Source organism: Pseudonocardia sp. CA-107938 (genome assembly GCF_050936315.1).
GTDB lineage: Bacteria > Actinomycetota > Actinomycetes > Mycobacteriales > Pseudonocardiaceae > Pseudonocardia.
Window position 1 is genome coordinate 4,905,891 of sequence record NZ_JBNJNA010000001.1, and the last position, 21,149, is coordinate 4,927,039.

A 21,149-nucleotide genomic window follows, 5' to 3' on the forward strand; every position below is an offset into this window, starting at 1 on the left:
TGATGACGACAACGGCGGTCGTACCTCTTCCCGGGTCGCCGCTCGTCAAGTTCCAGGTGCCCGAGGTCGTCTTCGGGCTGAGCTCGCTCGCCGAGGCCGGGTTCTGCGCGGCCCGCCTCGGCGCGCGGCGTCCCTTCGTCGTGACCGATCCCGGGCTGATCGAGTCCGGGTGGGTCGCCGAGCTGGTCGAGCACCTGCGGGATGCCGGACTCGAACCCGTGATCTGGCACGACGTCACGCCCAACCCGAAGGACCACGAGATCGGTCGGGGGCACGAGCGGTACCGCGAGACCGGCGGTGACGTGATCGTCGGCATCGGTGGTGGATCGTGCCTGGACGCCGCGAAGGCGATCGCGATCCTGTCCGGCAACGGCGGCGAGATCCTCGACTACGCCGGTGTCGACCAGGTCACGCGGCCGATCCCGCCCTTGCTGATGATCCCGTCGACGGCCGGGACGGGCTCGGACGTGTCGCAGTTCTGCATCGTGACGGACACCGCGCACGCGGTGAAGGTGACGATCATGGGCCGCGCCGTCGTGCCGGACATCTCGCTCACCGACCCGCGCCTGCTCGCGACGATGCCGATCGAGCTCGCGGCCGCGACCGGGCTGGACGCGCTCACCCATGCCGTCGAGAGCTACGTCTCGCTGGGCCACAACCCGCTGGCCGACGGCCATGCGCTCTCGGCCGCGCGGCTGGTCGGCGCGGCTCTGCGAACCGCTGTCGAGCAACCGGGTGACACCGACGCGCAGCTGCTGATGGCGCAGGCGAGCCTGGAGGCGGGGCTGGCGTTCTCCAACGCGATCCTCGGCGCGACGCACGCGATGAGCCACCAGGTCGGTGGCCTCCTGGACCTCCCGCACGGCGTGATCAACGGGGTGCTGCTGCCCCACGTGATCCGGTTCAACGCCGAGGTGGTGCCGGAGCGGTTCGCGACGATCGCCGCAGCGATGGGCCTCGACGTGCGGGAGCTGCCGTGCGATGTCGCGGCGGAGGTCTTCGCGGAGTACGTGGGGGAGCTGGCGGAGTCGGTGGGCGCACCGCGTCGGCTCGGGGAGCTGGGCGTGCGCTCGGCCGACATCGAGCGGCTCGCCGCCACGGCGACGGCCGACGCCTGCCTGGCCACGAACCCGCGAGCGGCGTCGGAGAGCGACATCGCGACGATCTTCGCGGCGGCGTTGTGACCGCCACGATCGGCCCGGTCGGCAGGAGGCCGCCCGACCTGGCGACGCTGACCGGGGTGCGGTCCGGCAAGCGCACCTTCTACCAGGAGTTCCAGCGGTCCAACGAGCGGCTGAAGCGCACGGTCGCGGCGATGGACTCCATCTCGCGGGCACTGGTGCGCACCGTCGAGGGGCCGCGTGCGCTCCTCGAGGAGATCCTGCGCACGACGGCGGAGCACGTGCAGGCGTCCTGGACGGCGCTCGTCCTGGTCGAGGGTCAGCTGGCGGACGCTCGTCCGCGGCTGCTCGTCCTCGATCCGCACGGCGTGGCGCACGACTCACTGCAGCGGGTGCCGGCCGTGCTGCGCGGTGAGCTGGAAGCGACCGGGTGTCGACCGGAGTCCGACGCGTCGACATCGGGGTGGCTACGGGTACCGATGATGCTGGGCGACACGCAGGTCGGTGCGCTGGCCTGCCTGCCGGGGTTCGACCGACAGCCCGACGAGCACGACCTGGCGGTGCTGCGGACGCTCGCCAACCATGCCGCGGTGGCGCTGCACACGGCGAGCCGCTACACGGCCGGGATCGCGCTGGAGCGGCGCGCCCGGTACCTCTACGACGAGGTGACCGAGAAGTCGCGGACCCTGCTCGGTCGCACCGCGGAGCTGCGCGCCGCCGAGCAGCGGCTGCGCGTCGCCCACCAGCGGGAGCTGATCGAGGACGAGCGCCGCCGGATCGCGTTGGAGCTGCACGACAGCGTCGCCCAGACCGTCCTCACCGCCGGCCTCGCGCTGGACGTGCTGAGGCACGAGGTCGCGGAGCTGGACGGCGGTGCCCTCGTCGCAGGCCGCCTGAGCGACACCAAGGAGCTCATGGCGACCGCGACCGAGCAGCTGCGGTCCGTGATCTACGCGCTGCACCACACGCGGACCGCGGCCGACGTGGCGAGCCTGCCAGAGCTGCTCGCCGAGATGGCGCAACAGCACCGTCCGCACCTGTCGGTGAGGGTGTGCGTCGACGGTCGACCCGTGCCGTTGGGCTGCCGGGCCGAGCACGCGCTGGCCCGCACCGCGGGCGAGGCCCTGTTCAACGTCGCGATGCACGCCCACGCCCGGCGCGCCCAGGTGCGACTGCGCTACCGACCCCGCGACGTGCAGCTGTGGATCAGCGACGACGGATCGGGTGACCCCGCGGCGCTGCGCCGCAAGCTGCGACTCGCGCGGAGCGGGATGGCCGACGGGCGACATCGCGGCCTCGTGGGCATGGCTGCCCGTGCGGAGTCGCTCGGCGGCACGTTCCGGCTGCGCCGGGCGCGCTCGGGCGGCATCCGCGTCGAGATCTGCATCCCACGCACGGACGACGTCGGCCCAGGAGTGGAGCGATCATGACCGTTGCGACAGAACCGGGGATCGCCGTGGTCGTCGTCGACGACCACGCGATCATGCGCCAGGGACTGCGGTCGGTGCTGGAGCGCGAGCCGGACCTGCGCGTCGTCGGCGAAGCGGGCACGCCGGAGCAGGCGATCGCCGCGGTCGCGACGACCCGGCCGGACGTCGTCCTGCTGGACCTGCGCCTCTCCCCGTCGTCGGACGACGAGGGCATCGGCGTCTGCGCCCGCCTGCACACCACCTACCCCGACGTCGCCGTGCTGGTGCTCACCACCGTCATCGACGACCGACTGGTCCTCGAAGCCATCCACAGCGGCGCCCGCGGCTACGTCGTGAAGGAGGTCGACCCGTCGGAGCTGGTGCGCGCCATCCGGGCGGTCAGCAGGGGCGAGAGCGCCTTCGACTCGCGCAGCGCGGCTGCGATGGTGCGCAGCATCAACGCCAAGCCCGAGGTGCACGAGCACCGCCTGACCGGACGGGAGTACGAGGTGCTGCAACTGCTCGCCCGGGGGTTCTCCAACCGGACGATCGGCCGCCAGCTCTTCATCTCGGAGACGACCGCGAAGTTCCACGTCCGCAACATCATGCGCAAGCTGCAGGTCGGGAGCCGGGCGGAGGCGGTGTACCTCGCGACGAAGGACGGGGTGATCTGAGGTCACCGAGCCGACCGAGCCGACCGAGCCGATCGATCGATCACCAGCCATCCACCGTGGTGCTCGTGGACCGTGAACGGCTCGCCCGTCCACCGGCCGAGTGCGGCGAGCGAGTCCAGGTCGAACGTCCGGACATGACCGAACACCGCGGTCGGTTCGTCCTCGAACGGGACGGCGATCACGACCCGGCGCCGGGCCAGCCGCAGCGCCTCGGCGACGACCGCGCGGCCGTGGTCGGGTTCGAGGTGTTCGAGCAGGTGGATCGCCAGCACCGTGTCGACGCTGCGGTCGGGTCGCGGGACCCGGGCGGCGTCGCACGCCTCGGTGTCCAGGCGGACGCCGTGGCGCGCGGCGACCCGGGCGAGCAGGCGCACCGTGTTCGTGTTGACGTCGGTCGCGGTCACCCGGTGGCGTTCGGCCAGCAGCAGGCTGAGGAAGCCGAAGCAGCAGCCCAGCTCGAGAACGGATCCCTCGGCGAGCGCGACGGCGTGGCGGTAGACCGGCGCGTACTGCGCGAGCGACCCGGGTTGCCCGGGCAACGGTGTGGTGAGGCGGCGCATCGTGTTGCGGTAGAACAGGTCCCAGGCGGCGTCCGGGGTATCCGCGCTGGTCAGCACGATCCCGGTGAACAGCCGCTCGAACGTGTCGCTGCCGCTGAGCCAGCCGGGGGTGAACAGCTGGGCGGCGAGCCGCCCCGTGAGGTCGTCGTCGATCGCGGCAGGTGGCAGCCGGTGGACGACGTGGAGCTTGTCGCCCTCGGTCCACACGCCGAAGTCCCTGGTCCGCACCCCGTGCCGGGTGCCAGACCCGCGGGTCACGACCACGAGGTCGTCCTCGTACCGGCCGTCGGTCACGGTCGCCAGCGGGTCGATCGGCCGGTGGGGGGCGACGGCCGGACCGGTGGTCATCGACCGGCCGCGCTCAGCTGGGTGGTGATCACGTCGAGCCCGGCGAGGTCGCGCACCACGTGCACCCGGTCGCAGTGCGCGGCGTACAGCGGCAGGTCGCACGACCCGAGCCCCCACGAGTACCGCGGCTCGGGCGTGATCCACAGCGTCTCGCGCGCCCGCCGGGTGATCTCCTCGAACGCGCCCGCGTTGGCGTTCCTGCCGTTGCCGCGGCCGTCGCCGAGCACGATGACCGTGGTGCGTCGGGTGATCGCCGTGCCGAACTCGTCGAGGAACGTGCCGAAGGCCGATCCGTAGTCGGAGTCGGCGTCCACGTCGAGCACCCCGCCGGCCGGCAGGCCGGCGACCACCAGGGACAGCGCCGCTTCCAGCGGGTGCTCCTCGAAGAGGTCGGTGATCTCGACGAGGTCGGCCACGAACGCGAACGACCGGACGTGCGCGGCCATGCTCTGCAGGCCGTGCACCACCTGCAGGGTGAACCGGGCGGCGGCGCGCACGGACAGCGACACGTCCACGAGCACCAGCAGTCGCGGCCGGTCGGCGACCTTGGCGACCGTGATCGGCCGGAACGGCACGCCGTCGTAGCGCAGGTTGGCGCGCATCGTCCGGGAGCTGTCGACGGTGCCGCGTGCCGCGGCCTTGCGGCGCGATCGGGGCGCGCCGTGCAGTCCGCGGATCAGCCGGCGCAGCGACTCCTCCAGCGCGGCGCGTTCGACCTCGTCGATGTGCTCGTGCGCCGCGGCCGCGACCTCGCGGCCTTCGACGTGCGCGTCGCCGGCCATGAGCCGTTCCAGATGGTCCCGCAGCGCCTCGGGCAACCCGTCGAGCACGCCGGCGAGCGCGGCCCGCAGCGCGGCCAACTCGTCCGGGTCCAGGCCCGGCCCGCCGTCCTCACCGGAGTCGAGCCACGTCAGCAGCGCCATCTCCTGCGCGACGGACAGCTCCACGTCGAGCTGGTGTCCCGGCGCGTCGGTGAGCTCGCCCGGCCGTCCAGGATTGTGCATCCGCGAGGTCGTGAGCTGGACCTTGGCCGCGGTCTCCCGGCTGCCGGGGGAGTCGGCGGAGAGGACGATCTCGTCGGTCAGCGCCGCCATGTCGAGCTTGTTGGCCTCCTGGTGCAGGTTGTACTGCTGCGCCAGGTCCTCCGGCCGGAAGTAGTCGCGGATGTCGGCCGGCTTGCCGTGGCTGTGGCCCTGTTCCGGGGTCCGGCCCGGCTCCTCGGACAGCGTGAACCGCTCCAGCTCGCCCTCGTCGGACAGATCGTCGTGCTCGTGCGTGTGCCCGTGCCCCGCCGGTCGCCCGACCACCGCGCGGAGGTGGAAGAACCGGTCGAAGACGCGATCGAACTCGGCCTCGTCGCGGCGGTCCTTCACCAGGCAGACGCGCAGAGCGCTGCGCAGCAGCTCGCGGTCGGCGAGGATGCCGGGCGCCGCGGCCGCGGTGGCCGCGTCGACCGCCTCGGAGATGCCGATGCGCAGTCCGTGCAACCGCAGCAGCCGCACGAACCGGTGGACGGCGCCGTCCATCCCTGCCGCCGCTCAGACCGGACGGCGACGGGTCGGGAACGAGCGCTGCCCCTGGCTGCTCGACACCGTCCGCGGCGAACCGAGGCGGCCGGGCGTGCCGTAGTAGCCCTCGTCGTGCCGTCCTGGCTCGTCCTTGGCCAGGCGCGCGGCGGGACCGGGGACGTCGTCGTCGTGCCCGTCGTCGTGTCCGTGGCCGTGCCCGTGCCCGTGTCCGTGGCCGTGGGAGTGCGGCAGCGAGTCGGGGACGGTCGCGTTCGGATCGACGAGCCGCGGCAGCGCGTCGAGCGTGCGGCGCAGGTCGCGGTCGTACTTGACGACGACGTTCGCGGTCGCGGCGAGGGCCTCTGCGGTCAGGTCCTCGACGCCCAGTACGGCGAGCGTCCGCGCCCAGTCGATCGTCTCGGAGATGCTCGGGGCCTTGCGCAGGTCCAGCCCGCGCAGCCCGCGCACGATCGCGACCAGCTGCTCGGCGAGCGCGTCCGGCAGGCCGGTCCGCTTCGACCGGATGATCTCCAGCTCCCGGGCCGCGTCGGGGTAGTCGAGTGAGAGGTGCAGGCATCGGCGCTTCAGCGCCGCGGAGAGATCCCGCGTGTTGTTCGAGGTCAGCACCACGTACGGGCGATGCACGGCGTGGTAGGTGCCGATCTCGGGCACCGAGACCTGGAACTCGGCGAGCAGCTCCAGCAGGACGGCTTCGAGCGCCTCGTCGGCCCGGTCGACCTCGTCGACGAGCAGGACCACGGGCTCGGGCGAGCGGATCGCCTCGAGGAGCGGGCGGGCCGCGAGGAAGCGCTCGGAGAAGAACACGCTCTCCTCACGGGCGATCCGCGCGACGGCGGTCTCCAGGTCCGGCGTGTCGGCGACGATCTGGCCGATCTTCTCGCGGAGCAGCTGCGTGTAGAGCAGCTGCTTGCCGTAGTCCCACTCGTACAGGGCGGTCGTCTCGTCCTGGCCCTCGTAGCACTGCAGGCGCAGCAGCGGCCGGCCGGTCACCTCGGCGAGCGACTTCGCGAGCTGGGTCTTGCCCACGCCGGCCGGCCCCTCGAGGAGGATCGGCTTGCCGAGCCGGGTCTGCAGGAAGACGGTCGTCGCGAGCCGTTCGTCGGCGAGGTAGCCGTGCCGGCCGAAGCGGTCGAGCACGTCGCCGACGTCGTCGAACTCGGTCGTGCCGGACTCGCTGTCGGCATCGCTCCGCAGGGAGCCGGCGAACGTCGGACGGGCGATCGTCACGGTGGGACCTTCCGGCGAGGGCGGGGCGGCCAGGGTCGGCGACCGTCACCCGGCCGCCCCGCAGTCGTGGGTTGTAGAGGGCCTCTCAGGGCAGCAGCTCGTCGAGCGAGCCGTTGAGGCTGTGCTCCACGACCGGGCGCACCGTCTCGAAGGTGCACTCCTTCGCGTTGCCCGGCGTGCAGGCGTCGCCGAGCACGTGGCTCGTGATCCGGTCCACGTCGGCCGCGTCACCGCGGATCTCCTTGGCGTTCTCGTAGAACTTCGTCGGGCCCTGGCCGAGCCGGTTCTTCGAGTAGGAGTCCGCCTTGACGTCGACGAACCGCTCCGGGATGCCGACGTCACGCAGCAGCCGGATCGCGGCGGCGAGTGCGGCGTCAGCGGCCTGCGGCTTGGTCATGCCGTGCGTGTCGATGCCCATGGCCTCGGCGATGTCGGCGAACCGGTCGTACACCGCCGGCATGTTGAACGCCCACACGCGCGGCAGCGCGATCGCGTTGTTGAGGCCGTGGTGGGTGTCGTAGAAGGCGCTGACGGCGTGCGAGATCGAGTGGATGATGCCCAGGCCACCCGAGTTGAACGCCTGTGCCGCGATGTACTGCGCGTACATCATGCCCTCGCGCCCGGCCAGGTCCTGGCCGTTCCAGGTGGCGGCCCGCAGGTGCTGCGCCGTCAGCTTGATCGCGTGCAGGGCGTTGCCGAGCGACGGCTGGAAGTTCAGGCGGGACACGTACGGCTCGCTCGCGTGGGCGAGCACGTCGAAGCCGCACTGCGCCGTGTAGTCGACCGGGCAGTCGTAGTAGAGGACCGGGTCGTCGATCGCCAGCGAGGTCACGCTGGCGTCGTCGAAGGCGACGTACTTGTGCGGGTTGTCGGGATCGGTGGTGGTGTCGGTGATGACGTAGGCCCAGGACGTCTCCGAGCCGGTCCCGGCGGTCGTGGACACGGCGATGTGCGGCGGGTTCTTGGGGTTCTCGCTCTTGTTGAAGCCCTCGAAGTCGTTGACGCTGCGTCCGTCGTGCGCCACGGAGATGCGCGCGCCCTTGCACGCGTCGTGCGAGGAACCGCCGCCGATGGACACGAACGAGTCGCACGCGTTCTCGCGGTAGAGCGCGACCGCGTCCATGACGTTGTAGTCCTTCGGGTTGGACTCCACCTGGTCGTACACCACGACCTCGAGGCCGTGGTACTTCATCGACTCGACGATCTTGTGGACGATGTTGGTGCCGCGCAGGCCGGAGGTCATCACCAGCGACCTCTTGAACCCGAGCTTCAGCGCCTCCGGTCCGATCATCTCGTGACAACCGGGGCCCAGCAGCGCCCGCGGGAACGGATGGAACTCCTTGATGGGGAACGGTTTGAGCAGCTCGTCGACCTGCATGTGTCGGCCTCCTTAACGGACGTCTCCTGCGACGGACGCTAAGCCCGTTCCGGAGCGCTCGGGGAGGGCGGGAAATGCAAACCATCCGCCGGCAGTGCCCTCGACCGGCCAGACGGACGGGCCACCTGCCCGGTCGGGCAGGACGGCGGGCGGCGCGCCCGCGACGTCGGGGCCGAACTGCCCGACCGGACAGGTCGACGTGCGCGGTCCGGACGGCGCGCTGCCCGATCCGGGCGCCTAGCCTCGGTCGGCACGCCGGCACCAGGGCGCCCCATCCTGACGATCCCTCCGAGGAGCAGGCCGATGAGCAACGAGTGGTTCGAGACGGTCGCCGAGGCCCAGCGGCGAGCCCGCAAGCGGCTCCCGAGGTCGGTGTACAGCGCACTGCTGGCGGGATCGGAACGCGGCGCATCGGTGGACGACAACACGGCCGCGTTCGGCCAGCTCGGCTTCGCCCCGCACGTCGCCGACCTCCCCGCGAAGCGGGACCTCGAGACGGTGGTGATGGGCGAGTCGATCGCGCTGCCGGTGATCCTCTCGCCGACCGGGGTGCAGGCCGTGCACCCGGACGGCGAGGTCGCGGTCGCCCGCGCGGCTGCGGCGCGCGGCACGGTCACCGGGCTGAGCTCGTTCGCGAGCAAGCCGGTCGAGGACGTGGTGGCCGCGAACCCCCAGACGTTCTTCCAGGTGTACTGGCTCGGCACCCGCGAGGCGATGCTGCGCCGGATCGAGCGGGCCCGGGCGGCCGGGGTGAAGGGGCTCATCGTCACGCTGGACTGGTCGTTCTCCATGGGCCGCGACTGGGGCAGCCCGGCGATCCCGGAGCGCCTCGACCTCAGGTCGATGATCCGCCTGGCTCCGGAGGCGCTCGCGCGACCGCGCTGGCTGCTGGCCTTCGCCCGCGCCGGCTACCTGCCCGACCTCGCGGCACCGAACCTGACCGAGCCAGGAGGGGACGCGCCCACGTTCTTCGGCGCCTACTACGAGTGGATGCAGACCGACCCGCCGACCTGGGACGACGTCGCCTGGCTGCGTGCGCAGTGGGACGGTCCGTTCCTGCTCAAGGGCATCTGCCGCGTCGACGACGCCAAGCGTGCGGTCGACGCCGGGGTCACGGCCATCTCGGTCTCCAACCACGGCGGCAACAACCTGGACACCACGCCGGCCCCGATCCGGGTCCTGCCGTCGATCGTGGACGCCGTCGGCGAGCAGATCGAGGTCGTCCTCGACGGTGGTGTGCGCCGCGGCGGTGACGTCGTCAAGGCGCTGGCACTGGGCGCCCGCGCGGTCATGATCGGTCGCGCCTACCTGTGGGGTCTCGCCGCCAACGGGCAGGCCGGGGTGGAGAACGTGCTCGACGTCCTGCGCAGCGGCATCGACTCGGCGTTGCTCGGGCTCGGCCGCTCGTCGGTGCGCGAGCTGACCCCGGACGACGTGGTGGTGCCGCCCGACTTCACCCGCACGCTCGGCGCCTGACCCACGAACCCGAGCGCCCCGCCCCGGCCGCAGCCGGGGCGGGGCGCTCGTCCGTGTGTCGGGCGAACGTTCGGTCAGTGAAGCAGCGGCGCACCCATGGGCAGCGCCCTGCCGCCGGTGGCCTGGTTCATCGCGTCCACGAAGATGTAGGCGCCGACCAGGACGAAGCAGAACACGACCCAGCCGCCGGCGATCGTGACCGCGCTGCTGCCCATCCCGATGCCGATCAACACCAGGAGCAGGGCCAGGTCGATCAGGCCGAACAGCAGCGTGAACGCGGCGGGCAGCCGCAACGACGCGAGCGTGAGCAGCACGATCACGGCGAGCCACGACCACAGGAACAGCTGCTGGGTCCGCACCGCGTCGGCGGCGGCGATGCCGAACCAGCCGTGCGTCAGGCCGAGCACGAGCGCGGCGTAGCTGGTCCAGAAGCCGGTGAAGATGCCGAAGATGGCGGCGACGGCGTTCTGGCCGAGGCGCGCAGCCCAGACGGCGGCGACGGACTGGCCGAACCCGGTGGCGGTCATGATGATCGGGACGGAGGCGCCGGCCGCGGCGGCCGGCACGTACCCGGTGAGCACCAGCCCCAGCGCGATCGAACCGACGAGGAACGTCGGCACGCCGATCAGGGCCGGGTTGCCCACCGGGGGAGCAGGGGGCGAGGCGGTCTCGGCCTCGCTTCGAGCGAGGACACGGTCGTCGGTGTCGGTCACGGCAGGATCCCTTGTTCGGCGCGTCGGACGCGCTCCTACCGGATGCCGCCGACGGTCGCACGTCCGCGTTCTGGCCGCGGGCTCGACAACGTCCGGGTGTCGTCGTGCAGTCTCGCGCGCGTGCCGCCCTGGTGAACCGTACGACGGGTCAGCCGGGCACCTGCCCGTTCGGGCCGTCTGCGACGCCGTCCCTGCCGTTCAGGCCGCGACGCGGCGGACCAACGGCCCTACCGCGCCTGCTGGACCGGCGCTTTGCTGGTCGCCATGACGAAGGTTGCGCTCGTGACGGGCTCCGCGGACCGAGCGGCATCGCTGCGGGCCGCCTTCGAGGCGGGCGGAGTGCAGGCGCTCGGCCTCGCCGACATCCGGGCCACCACCGGCCCCGTGGACTACTACGTCCAGCTCGGCGTGACGGTGCCGGTCCGCGGCGAGACCGTGATCCGTCGCGTGCACGCGTTCCTCGAGGGCGGTCTGCTCGAGCGGTTCGCGACCGTCGACCAGGTCCGACCGTTGCTGGCGCCGGACGCGAGCGTCCTGCTCGTCACCGGGAACACATCGACCGACCTGATCGCGCCCGACGACCGGTCGGCCCGGCTGGCGCTGTTGCGGGTGCTCGCGCACGCACTGCGCGCCGACATGGCACCGGGCAAGGTCCGCGTGCGTGTGGTCTCCGGCGAACCGACCGACGCCGAGCTCGTCGAGTACGCGCTCGGGGGTGGCGAGGAGCCGATGGTCGGGCCCGTCGAACCGCCTGGGGGCGGGATGGCCGACCGCGACTACGAGGACTGGCGCGCTGCGGTGCTGGGGCTGTTCACCGTCGAGGTGTGAACGCCCCGAACGGCCGGACATGCGTCGTCCGCCCTCCCGTGGACCGGTGCAGGGCGGACGCCGCCGATCGTGCGATCAGTGCTTCGGCACGCCGTTCGTCGCCGCGGCGACCAGCTTCTCCACGAACTCCCGCTGGGTGGCCAGGCTCTTCTCGGCGATGTCGTAGGCGTTGCTGACGAGCTCCTCGATGTTCGGCAGCGCGGCGACGTAGTCGCTCGCCCCCAGGGTGGGGGTGAACGCGCGGACCGCGTCGATCCAGGCGGTGAACGCGTCGACGACGGCGGCCTGGCCGGTGCGGACGGTCTCGAAGACCTCGTCCTGAGCTTCCTTGCCCAGTGCCTTCGCTTTCGTGTCGGTGGTCATGGTGTGCCCTCCTCGTCGGCCCCCCGACTCGATAAGTTTACCACTCGCCGATTGAAATAGTACGCACGTCGACGTGCGGTCCGTCACGCCTGGGTGACGTACGAACCCGGAGCGTCGCCCAGGACGGGATGCAGGGGACTCCCCATCGGGGGCGGGTCGATCAGTGCCCCGGCCCGCTGCGCCCCCCACACCGCCCAGTCCTCCCACCACGAGCCGGCCTGTCGCGATGCCGCCGCACGCCACCGGGCCGGGTCGGCCGAGCGGTCCTCGGCCGTCTCGTACCAGGCCTTGGGATGCGGCGGGTTGACGATGCCGGCGATGTGTCCCCCGCTCGAGAGGACGTAGCGGACATGGCCGCCCAGCAGCTTTGTCGCCTGGTAGGACGACGTCCACGGCACGATGTGGTCGTTGACCGCCCCCACCACGTACGCGTCGTTGGTGACGTCTCCGAGGTCGAGCCGCGTGCCGGCCAACGTGAGCTCACCGCGCGCCAGCTCGTTGCGTCCGTACAGGGAGCGCAGGTAGAACGCGTGCATCGCGGCCGGCATCCGGGTGCTGTCGGAGTTCCAGGCGAGGATGTCGAACGCCGGTGGGCGCTCGCCGAGCAGCCAGTTCGAGACCACGTAGTTGAAGATCAGGTCGTTCGGTCGCAGGATGTCGAACGTGGCCGCCATCTCCGCACCGTCGAGGTAGCCGGTCCGCGCCATCCTGCGTTCCATCCGGGCGACCACCCGCTCGTCGGTGAAGGCGCCGAGCACGCCCGGTTCGCTGTAGTCGAGCAGGGTGTTCAGCAGCGTGATCGTGCCGATGCGCTGCTCGCCGGTCTCGACGAGGTGCGCCGCGGTCATCGCGGTCATCGCGCCACCGAGGCACAGCCCGACGACGTCGACCCGCTCGGAGCCGGTGATGTCGGTGATCACGTCGAGCGCCGTGCGTGGCCCATGGATGAGGTAGTCGTCCAGTCCGACGTCGCGCATCGCGGCGTCCGGGTTGCGGTAGCTGATCGCGAAGACCGTGCGCCCGTGGCGGACGGCCCACTCGACGAAGCTGCGCTCGGGGGCGAGGTCCATCACGTAGTACTTGTTGATCCAGGGTGGGCTGGCCAGCAGCGGCACCGCGTGCACCTGCGGGGTCTGGGGCGCGTACTGGAGGAGCTCCATCAGGTCGTTGCGGTACACGACCTTGCCCGGGGTGGCGGCGAGGTTGCGGCCCACCTCGAAGCCGCTGACGTCGACCTGGCGTGGTCGGCCGCCGTTGTGCACGACGTCGGAGACGAAGTTGCGCAGGCCTGAGGCGGTGCTTCGCCCACCGGTCTGCATGGCGCGGACGAGCGCGGCCGGGTTGGTGGGGAAGAAGTTCGTCGGCGCGATCGCATCGACGAGCAGATCCATGACCAGCCGCGCCTTGGCCTCGGCCGCGGGGTCGGTGGTGCCCGCGGCGACGAGGTCGGCGCAGAGCTCCGCGACGGCGAGGTAGACCTGTCGGAGCGCGAAGAAGCCTGCGTTGCCGGTCCACGCCGGGTCGGCGAAGCGCCGGTCCTTGGGGTCCTCCGGCAGCGGCGGCGCAGCGGCGCCGTGGCCGACCGCCCTGGCCATCGCCGCGGGGGCGATCCTGGACAGGACGGCCATGAACTTCAGCACGGCGGCGGCGACCTCGACCGGATGACCGGCCGACCGTGCCAGCGCCCTGAACAGCGAGGCACCCAGGTCTGCCGGATCGGTGCGCCCGAGGACGTCCGCCTCGGGTCCCAGCGCGGCGACCGCCTGCTCCGCCGCCTCCCGCGCTGCCCGGGGGAACAGCGTGGGCCGGGTGGTCGGGTCGGCCGTCACGGCGGCCCGACCTTCGGCTCCGCGGCGGCGACCGACAGCGATGCCGCGATCCGTCCGGCCACCTCGTCGGGGTCGCCCGTACCGTCGATCTCGCGCAGGACCCCGGCCGCGCGGTAGTGCTCGACGAGCGGCGCGGTCTGGTTGTCGTAGACCTCCAGGCGGAGCTGCGCCGTCGTGGCGTTGTCGTCGCTGCGGGTCACGAGCTCCCCGCCACAGGCGTCGCAGATGCCCTCGACGCGGCTCGGCGCGAAGTAGGTGTTGTACTGCGCCTGGCACGCTCGACAGGACCGGCGGCCGACGATCCGGCGGATCAGCGTCAGGCGCGGCGCGGTGAGGAGCACCGCGGCGTCGATGCGCCGGCGCACGCGGCCCAACCGCTCCTCGAGCTCCTCCGCCTGGGCGACCGTGCGCGGGAACCCGTCCAGCAACGTGTCACCTGCGCTGAGCATCCGATCGACCATCATGTCCACCACGAGCTCGTCCGGCACGAGCCGGCCGCTGTCCACGTAGGTCTTGGCCAGCAGGCCCAGCACGGTCTCGTCACGGATGCTCGCGCGGAGCAGATCGCCGCTGGCGAGGTGGGTGAGACCGGCCCGGTCCGCGAGGACGAGCGCCTGCGTTCCCTTCCCGACTCCCGGCGGTCCGATGAGGACGATGTCGGTCACGGCCGGACCACCTGCGCCTGCAGCGCCGCCATGACGGTGGGGTCGCCGAGGGTGGTGACGTCGCCGAGCTCGCGCCCCTCGGCCACGTCGCGGATCAGCCGTCGCATGATCTTCCCGGAGCGGGTCTTCGGCAGATCCGCGACGAAGATCATCCGCTGGGGTCGGGCGAGCTTGCCGATCCGCTGTGCCACGTGCTCGCGCAGCGTGGCCTCGAGCTCGGCGGACGACTCCACGCCGGCGCGCAGCGTCACGAAGGCCACGATCGCCTGCCCGGTCAGCTCGTCGTGGACGCCGATCGCAGCCGCCTCCGCGACGGCGGCGTGGGAGACGAGCGCCGACTCGACCTCGGCGGTCGAGAGGCGATGCCCGGAAACGTTGATCACGTCGTCGATCCGGCCGATGATCGAGATGTAGCCGTCGCGGTCCCGCCGGGCCGAGTCGCCCACCACGTAGGTCCGCGGACCGAACGTGCTGAAGTACGTCTCGACGTAGCGCTGGTCGTCACCGTGCAGCGTGCGCAGCATCGCCGGCCAGGGTGCGGTGAGCACGAGGTACCCCGGGTCGTCGCCGGCGTCCTCGCCGCTCGGCGTGAGCAGCGCCGCCCGCACGCCCGGCAGTGGCAGGCCGGCCGAGCCGGGCTTCGCCGGCTGCAGGCCGGGCAGCGTCGAGATCATGATCGCCCCGGTCTCGGTCTGCCACCACGTGTCGACGATCGGGCAGCGGCCGCCGCCGATGACGGTGTGGTACCAGACCCAGGCCTTCGGGTTGATCGGCTCCCCGACCGTGCCCAGCAGCCGCAGCGAGGACAGGTCGTGCCGGGCCGGGTACTCCGAGCCCCACTTCATGCACGCGCGGATGGCCGTCGGTGCCGTGTAGAAGATCGTGACGCCGTACCGCTCGATCAGCTCCCACCAGATGTCCTTGTCCGGGTAGTCCGGTGCGCCCTCGAACATGACCGACGTCGCACCGTTGGCCAGCGGCCCGTACACGATGTAGGAGTGGCCGGTGATCCACCCGACGTCGGCGGTGCACCAGAAGACGTCGGTGTCGGGCTTGAGGTCGAAGACCAGGGAGTGCGTCGTGGCGACGCCGGTGAGGTAGCCGCCGGTGGTGTGCACGATGCCCTTGGGCTTGGCGGTGGATCCCGAGGAGTACAGCAGGAACAAGGGGTGCTCGGCCGGCATCGGGTCGGCCGGGCAGACCGGGTCGGCGGCGGCGAGTGCGGCGTCGTAGAAGACGTCGCGCCCGTCGGTCATCGGGCACGTGACGCCGGTCGCGCGCACCACCACGACGGTGTGCAGGTCGGACAGGTCGGCGATCGCGTCGTCGACCGCGGCCTTGGTGGGCGTCGTCCGGCCCTTGCGGCGAGCCCCGTCGACGGTGATCAGCGCGACGGCGTTGCTGACCTCGAGGCGTTCCGCGACCGATGACGGCGCGAACCCGCCGAACACGACCGTGTGCGGGGCACCGATGCGGGCGCAGGCGAGCATCGCGACGACGACCTCGGGGATCATCGGCAGGTAGATGCCGACGACGTCGCCCTTGCGCACACCGCGCTCGCGCAGGGCGTTCGCCAGCCGCTGCACGTCGGCGAGCAGCTCGGCGTAGGTGATGGTGCGCTGCTCGCCCTCCTCGCCGTGCCAGTGGAACGCGACCCGGTCGCCCCTGCCGGCCTCGACGTGGCGGTCCAGGCAGTTGTAGGAGGCGTTCAGCGTCCCGTCCTCGAACCAGGTGAAGAACGGCGGGTTGCTGTCGTTGCAGCCGGTGCGGAACGGCGTCGCCCAGTCGATGCGGGTGCGGGCCTGCTCCGACCACCACTCCTCGGCGTCGGCTGCGGCGTCGAAGACGCCGTCGTCGGTGACGACGGCCTGGCGGACGAATGCGGCGGGCGGGGGGAACGACGGCACGTCGAGCAGGTCCTCGATGTGCCGATCCAGGGACGAATGCAGGTCGGTCATGGGACTCCCTCGGGGCGACGAACGGTGCCAGAGGCGTCACGGTATGTGTGCGGCTCGGGACGGAGGCAGGGTCCAACGGGTCTCGTTGGGAGAGCATTCGTCCTGGTCGGGGCTCTTCCTTCGGGCAGGTCCAGGCCCTGCCCGCGTGGTGGGTACCTGCGGCGCGCGACGAAGGCCCCTGTGCGTTCAGGACCTTGTACCGGTCACGGACGGTGCCCGGCAGTGCACGGTGAGGTGGAACGGGAGTCCTTCGGTCCATCTCCAGCGGAAGCAGGTACCCCATGTCGGGATCGGTCATCGTCGGCGGGGCGCGCACCCCGATCGGGAAGCTGTCCGGGTCGTTGCAGAGCCTGAGCGCGGTCGAACTCGGCGGCGCGGCGATCCGCGCCGCCCTGTCCCGTGCGGGCGTCGACGGTGACCAGGTCGACTACGTGATCATGGGGCAGGTCGTCCAGGCCGGGGCCGGGCAGATCACCGCACGCCAGGCCGCGGTCAAGGGCGGCATCCCGATGAGCGTGCCGGCGCTGACCGTCAACAAGGTCTGCCTCTCGGGGCTCAACGCGATCGCGATGGCCGACCAGCTGATCGGATGCGGTGAGTTCGACGTGGTGGTCGCGGGCGGCATGGAGTCGATGACCAACGGCCCCTACCTGCTGCCGAAGGCCCGTGCCGGCTACCGCTACGGCGACGGCAGCATCGTCGACGCGACCCAGCACGACGCCCTGTTCTGCGCGTTCGACCAGGTGGGGATGGGAGAGGCCACCGACCGCTACAGCCAGGCGGCGGGTATCGGCCGCATCGAGCAGGACGAGTACGCGGCGATGTCGCACGAGCGGGCCGCCGCCGCGGCGAAGGACGGGCGATTCGCCGACGAGCTGGTCCCGATCCCCGTGGCGCAGCGGCGTGGCGAGCCGCTGATCGTGTCCGACGACGAGGGCATCCGCCCGGGCACGACCACGGAGGCGCTCGGTCGCCTCCGCCCGGCGTTCGGCGCCGACGGCACCATCACGGCCGGGTCGGCGTCGCAGATCTCGGACGGTGCCGCCGCGGTCGTCGTCATGAGCCGGCGGGCCGCAGAGCGGTTCGGCGCACCGGTGCTGGCCGAGATCGGTGCCCACGGCGTCGTCGCCGGACCGGACCCGTCGCTGCTCTCCCAGCCGGCCAACGCGATCAGCCGCGCCCTCGCCCGCGCCGACCTCGCCGTCGGCGACATCGACCTCTTCGAGATCAACGAGGCGTTCGCCGCCGTCGCCATCCAGTCCATGCGCGACCTCGGCATCGGAGCGGACCGGGTCAACGTCAACGGCGGGGCGATCGCGCTCGGCCACCCGGTCGGCGCCTCGGGGGCGCGCCTCGCCCTGCACCTGGCCATCGAACTGCGGCGTCGCGGCGGCGGGACCGGTGCGGCCGGCCTGTGCGGTGGCGGCGGTCAGGGCGAGGCCCTCCTGCTCACCGTCCAACCCTGAAGGGACCGAACCGATGACAGACATGACCGGCCAGGTGGCTCTGGTGACCGGCGGGATCCGCGGCATCGGTGCCGCCATCTCGACCCGGCTCGCGCGTCGCGGCGTCACCATCGCAGCCGGGTACTCCCGCGACAAGGTCGCCGCGGACCGGTTCGCGGAGACCATCCCCGGCTCGACCACGCACCAGGGCAACATCGGCAACAACGACGATTGCGAGCGGGTCGTCCGAGAGGTCCTCGACCAGCACGGCCGGCTCGACATCCTCGTCAACAACGCCGGGATCACGCTGGACCGGACCGTGCGCAGGATGAGCGCCGAGGAGTGGGACCGGGTCATCCAGGTCAACCTGTCCGGCGCGTTCTACCTCATCCGGGCCTCCCTGCAGCACATGCTCGACCGAGGATCCGGCCGCATCGTCAACATCAGCTCGGTGATCGGCGAGGCCGGCAACATCGGCCAGGCGAACTACGCCGCCGCGAAGGCCGGCCTCTTCGGGCTCACCATGAGCCTCGCGCAGGAGACCGCCCGCAAGGGCATCACGGTGAACTCCGTCGCGCCGGGCTACATCGCCACCGAGATGGTCGCCGCGGTCCCGGCCGCGGCGATGGAGAAGGTCCTCGCCAAGATCCCGGCCGCACGTCTGGGCGAGCCCGACGAGGTCGCACGGGTCGTGGAGTTCCTCGCCGACCCGGACTCCTCGTTCATCACCGGCCAGATCTACGCGGTCAACGGCGGCCAGCACATGTGAGCCGAGCAGGGACCTTCGCCTCCACAGGCGGAGGTCGTACGGCAGTCACCGGCGCGGCGCTGCGCCGCGATCCTGGGTGCAGCGGAGAGGGAGGCGACGTGACGACGGATCGTGCAGGAGCGCCGGTACTGGTCGGCATCGACGGCTCGCCGTCGTCACTGCGGGCGGCCCGGTGGGCGGCGCGCGAGGCGGTGCGGCGTGGGACCGGACTGCGGCTGGTGCACGCGTTCGGCCCGATGCCCGTGATCGCCCCCGACCGCCTCGACGTGGGGCTGCCGTCCGACGGTGACCACCGCGGCCACCTGCTGGCTCGAGCCCGCGACGACCTCGATGCGGCGGCGGTGGCGGCGGTTGCAGAGGCACCGGGTTTGCGGGTGGACTCCGAGGTGCTGCCCGACTTCCCGATCACGTGCCTCGTCGCCGAGTCCCGGCACGCCGAGCTCGTCGTGATCGGGGACCGTGGGCGTGGCGGGGTCGCCGGTGTGTTCCTGGGGTCGGTCGCGGTCGCCCTGGCTGCGCGGGCGGCGTGCCCGGTCGTGGTGGTGCGCGGAGACCGCGAGCCGGACGCCACGGATCCGGTGGTCGTCGGCGTGGACGGGTCGTCGGTCAGTGATGCCGCGGTCGCGTTCGCCTTCGAGGCCGCCGCCGCTCGCGGTGCGGGCCTCGTCGCCGTGCACACCTGGGAGAACGTCCTGTCCGACGAGCTCGTCGTGGGGATCGAGCTGAAGACGGTGCTGGACGCCGAGCGGAGGCATCTCGTCGAGGTGCTGGCACCGCACCGGGCGCGGTTCCCCGGCGTCGCGGTTCGGATGCAGGTGCGGATGGGACGTCCCGACCGGGCGTTGTGTGCGGCCGCGGAACGCGCCCAGCTGGTGGTCGTCGGATCGCGTGGGCGGGGAGCGTTCGCCGGGCTGTTCGGCTCGGTCAGCCACGCCCTGCTGCATCGGTGCCCGTGCCCGGTCGTGGTCGTCCGGCCGTCGCTGTCGGTAGCACTCCATCAGGTCAGCGGGTAGTCGCCGCGAAGCGCCCCGAACGGCATGATGGCGGTCCGTATCGCGGACGCCTCCGGGAGGAGCACCGATGCCCGCAGGGGGCGAGCCGAACCAACCTGGTCTGCTGTCCGGGCTGCGCCTGGACGAGTTGTTGCGCGAGGTGCAGGACCGGATGGCCGAGATCGTCGCCACCCGGGACCGCATGCAGAGCCTGATGGACGCCGTGCTGGCCATCGGGGCCGGGCTGGAGCTGGACACCACGCTGCGCCGCATCATCGAGGCCGCGGTCGAGCTGGTCGACGCCCGCTACGGCGCCCTCGGGGTGCTCGGGGCCGGCGGCGGGCTGTCCCGGTTCGTCTACGTCGGCATCGATGACGAGGTGCGGTCGCGGATGGGTCGGTTGCCGGAGGGCAAGGGTCTGCTGGGTCAGCTGATCCTGGATCCCCGGCCGTTGCGGCTGGCCGATCTGAGCAGGCACGAGTCCTCGGTGGGGTTCCCGGCCAACCATCCGCCGATGCGGACGTTCCTCGGTGTCCCGGTGCGGGTGCGGGACTCGGTCTACGGGAACCTCTACCTGACCGAGAAGGCCGGCGGGCAGGAGTTCAGCTCGTCCGACGTGGTGGTGGTCGAGGCGTTGGCGGCTGCGGCGGGGATCGCGATCCAGAACGCGGACCTGTTCGAGCAGACCCGGGTGCGGCAGCGGTGGTTGGAGGCGACCGCGGAGATCCGGGCCGAGCTGCTTGCCGGTGCGAGCGAGGAGGATGCGCTGCGGCTGGTGGCGCAGCGTGCGCTGGAGCTGACGCGCGCGGCGGCCACGGTGATCGCGCTGGGTCCTGACCGTGACGGCCGGTTCACCGTGGCCGCGCGCCGTGGGTTCGACGAGCACGCGCTGGGTGAGTACGTGGAGCCGGGGCATCCGGTGTTGAGCCAGGTCGCGGAGACGGGGGCGGTGTTGTTCGCGGACTCGAGTCGTGACCTGCTGGTCGACGCTGCGGCGCGGGAACGGTTCGGTCCGGTCGTGGCCGTGCCGTTGCGGGCCGCGGAATCGGTCACGGGGGTGCTGGTGGCGTTGCGCGCCGCCGACGACCTGCCGTTCCAGCCGACCGAGGTGCCGCTGCTGACGTCGTTCGCGGAGCAGGCGACGTTGGCGATCGAGCTGGGGGAGAAGAACCTGGCGCAGCAGCAGTTGGCGGTGTTCGCCGATCGCGACCGCATCGCGCGTGATCTGCACGATCACGTCATCCAGCGGCTGTTCGCGACGGGGTTGTCGTTGCAGGGCACGTTGCGGCGTTCCGGTGATGCCGATACCCGGGAGCGGATCCAGCAGGCGGTCGACGATCTCGATACGACGGTGCGTGAGATCCGTACGGCGATCTTCGACCTGCACACGGTGGGGGAGGGTGAGGCCGGTGGGTTGCGGCGCCAGCTGCTGGACACCGCGACCGATGCTGCTGCCGGGTCGGGCATCGCGCCCACGGTGCGGATCTCGGGTGCGGTGGACACGCTGGTGTCGGCGCCGGTCGGTGCGCACGCGGTCGCTGTGGTGCGGGAGGCGATCAGCAACGCGATCCGCCACGGTGCGCCGCGGTCGGTGGTGTTGACGGTGGAGGCCGCCGATGACGAGCTCGTGGTCGAGGTGCGCGACGACGGGGTCGGGATCGATCCCGCGGTCGGGCGCAGCGGGTTGCGCAACCTCGCCGACCGCGCCCAGGAGTGCGGGGGCGAGCTGGCCGTCGGGCGCGACGGCGTGTCGGGCACCCGGCTGACGTGGCGGGTCCCGCTGCGCGGCGCGACGTGATGGGCCGCGGGCACCGCTCCCCAGCGTGCCCGCGGCCCCGCACGGATCGCGGCAGTGGTGCCCATGC

General features: G+C 72.0%; 18 protein-coding genes. 9 read left to right on the forward strand and 9 right to left on the reverse strand.

From position 1 onward, the window contains the following. Positions 1-2 precede the first annotated feature (2 nt). Genes ACQEVB_RS24300 through ACQEVB_RS24310 form a run of 3 tightly spaced genes read left to right on the forward strand, consistent with a single transcriptional unit; the run spans position 3 to position 3,204 of the window. Positions 3-1,184 (forward strand): iron-containing alcohol dehydrogenase, encoded by a 1,182-nt coding sequence (locus ACQEVB_RS24300; protein ID WP_432975267.1) that lies wholly within the window; start codon positions 3-5, stop codon positions 1,182-1,184. Next, on the forward strand, positions 1,181-2,551 hold the full coding sequence (locus ACQEVB_RS24305; protein ID WP_432975270.1) for a histidine kinase: 1,371 nt from the start codon (positions 1,181-1,183) through the stop codon (positions 2,549-2,551). Before ACQEVB_RS24300 ends, ACQEVB_RS24305 begins: the two co-directional genes overlap by 4 nt. After that, positions 2,548-3,204 carry a MadR family response regulator transcription factor gene (locus ACQEVB_RS24310; RefSeq protein ID WP_432975273.1) on the forward strand — a complete coding sequence of 219 codons (657 nt, stop codon included), beginning with the start codon at positions 2,548-2,550 and terminating at the stop codon, positions 3,202-3,204. Before ACQEVB_RS24305 ends, ACQEVB_RS24310 begins: the two co-directional genes overlap by 4 nt. 2 nt (positions 3,205-3,206) lie before the next feature. Here ACQEVB_RS24310 and mftM read toward each other — a convergent pair whose 3' ends face one another. The 4 genes from mftM to mdo form a co-directional block, all read right to left on the reverse strand. Next, positions 3,207-4,112, reverse strand: a complete 906-nt coding sequence (gene mftM, locus ACQEVB_RS24315) for a mycofactocin oligosaccharide methyltransferase MftM (protein WP_432975276.1) — start codon at positions 4,110-4,112, stop codon at positions 3,207-3,209. Next, complete coding sequence (locus tag ACQEVB_RS24320; RefSeq protein WP_432975279.1) at positions 4,109-5,638, reverse strand: VWA domain-containing protein; 1,530 nt, start codon at positions 5,636-5,638, stop codon at positions 4,109-4,111. Before ACQEVB_RS24320 ends, mftM begins: the two co-directional genes overlap by 4 nt. 12 nt (positions 5,639-5,650) lie before the next feature. Further along, the gene (locus ACQEVB_RS24325) at positions 5,651-6,868 is read right to left on the reverse strand and encodes an AAA family ATPase (RefSeq protein ID WP_432975281.1); all 1,218 of its coding nucleotides are present in this window, start codon (positions 6,866-6,868) and stop codon (positions 5,651-5,653) included. Positions 6,869-6,953: 85 nt separating this feature from the next. Further along, positions 6,954-8,246 (reverse strand): NDMA-dependent methanol dehydrogenase, encoded by a 1,293-nt coding sequence (gene mdo / locus ACQEVB_RS24330; protein ID WP_432975284.1) that lies wholly within the window; start codon positions 8,244-8,246, stop codon positions 6,954-6,956. Positions 8,247-8,549: 303 nt separating this feature from the next. Here mdo and mftD point away from each other — a divergent pair, with 303 nt between their 5' ends. Beyond that, positions 8,550-9,722: a pre-mycofactocin synthase MftD gene (gene mftD / locus ACQEVB_RS24335; RefSeq protein WP_432975287.1), complete on the forward strand. Its 1,173-nt coding sequence runs from the start codon at positions 8,550-8,552 to the stop codon at positions 9,720-9,722. A 74-nt stretch (positions 9,723-9,796) separates the two neighbouring features. Here the strand turns inward: mftD and ACQEVB_RS24340 are convergent, their stop codons facing one another. Continuing rightward, entirely contained in the window at positions 9,797-10,435 is a 639-nt protein-coding gene (locus ACQEVB_RS24340; protein WP_432975290.1) for a GPR1/FUN34/YaaH family transporter, read from the reverse strand. Between the two features lie 264 nt (positions 10,436-10,699). On the opposite strand from ACQEVB_RS24340, the gene ACQEVB_RS24345 reads away from it, so the two are divergent. Next, positions 10,700-11,263 carry a hypothetical protein gene (locus ACQEVB_RS24345; RefSeq protein WP_432975293.1) on the forward strand — a complete coding sequence of 188 codons (564 nt, stop codon included), beginning with the start codon at positions 10,700-10,702 and terminating at the stop codon, positions 11,261-11,263. Between the two features lie 75 nt (positions 11,264-11,338). Here the strand turns inward: ACQEVB_RS24345 and ACQEVB_RS24350 are convergent, their stop codons facing one another. From ACQEVB_RS24350 to acs, 4 genes are all read right to left on the reverse strand, one after another. After that, positions 11,339-11,626: a hypothetical protein gene (locus tag ACQEVB_RS24350; RefSeq protein ID WP_432975296.1), complete on the reverse strand. Its 288-nt coding sequence runs from the start codon at positions 11,624-11,626 to the stop codon at positions 11,339-11,341. An 83-nt stretch (positions 11,627-11,709) separates the two neighbouring features. Then, positions 11,710-13,455, reverse strand: a complete 1,746-nt coding sequence (locus ACQEVB_RS24355) for a PHA/PHB synthase family protein (protein ID WP_432975299.1) — start codon at positions 13,453-13,455, stop codon at positions 11,710-11,712. Beyond that, positions 13,452-14,120: an adenylate kinase gene (locus tag ACQEVB_RS24360; RefSeq protein ID WP_432975302.1), complete on the reverse strand. Its 669-nt coding sequence runs from the start codon at positions 14,118-14,120 to the stop codon at positions 13,452-13,454. The genes ACQEVB_RS24355 and ACQEVB_RS24360 overlap by 4 nt, the downstream gene beginning before the upstream one ends. After that, on the reverse strand, positions 14,117-16,078 hold the full coding sequence (gene acs, locus ACQEVB_RS24365; protein ID WP_432975305.1) for an acetate--CoA ligase: 1,962 nt from the start codon (positions 16,076-16,078) through the stop codon (positions 14,117-14,119). The genes ACQEVB_RS24360 and acs overlap by 4 nt, the downstream gene beginning before the upstream one ends. A gap of 281 nt (positions 16,079-16,359) precedes the next feature. On the opposite strand from acs, the gene ACQEVB_RS24370 reads away from it, so the two are divergent. The 4 genes from ACQEVB_RS24370 (at position 16,360) to ACQEVB_RS24385 (ending at position 21,082) form a co-directional block, all read left to right on the forward strand. Further along, entirely contained in the window at positions 16,360-17,544 is a 1,185-nt protein-coding gene (locus ACQEVB_RS24370) for an acetyl-CoA C-acetyltransferase (RefSeq protein WP_432975308.1), read from the forward strand. Positions 17,545-17,557: 13 nt separating this feature from the next. After that, positions 17,558-18,292 (forward strand): 3-oxoacyl-ACP reductase FabG, encoded by a 735-nt coding sequence (gene fabG / locus ACQEVB_RS24375; RefSeq protein WP_432975311.1) that lies wholly within the window; start codon positions 17,558-17,560, stop codon positions 18,290-18,292. A 98-nt stretch (positions 18,293-18,390) separates the two neighbouring features. Beyond that, positions 18,391-19,305 carry a universal stress protein gene (locus ACQEVB_RS24380; protein ID WP_432975314.1) on the forward strand — a complete coding sequence of 305 codons (915 nt, stop codon included), beginning with the start codon at positions 18,391-18,393 and terminating at the stop codon, positions 19,303-19,305. A 67-nt stretch (positions 19,306-19,372) separates the two neighbouring features. Further along, complete coding sequence (locus ACQEVB_RS24385; protein ID WP_432975317.1) at positions 19,373-21,082, forward strand: GAF domain-containing sensor histidine kinase; 1,710 nt, start codon at positions 19,373-19,375, stop codon at positions 21,080-21,082. Positions 21,083-21,149 lie beyond the last annotated feature (67 nt).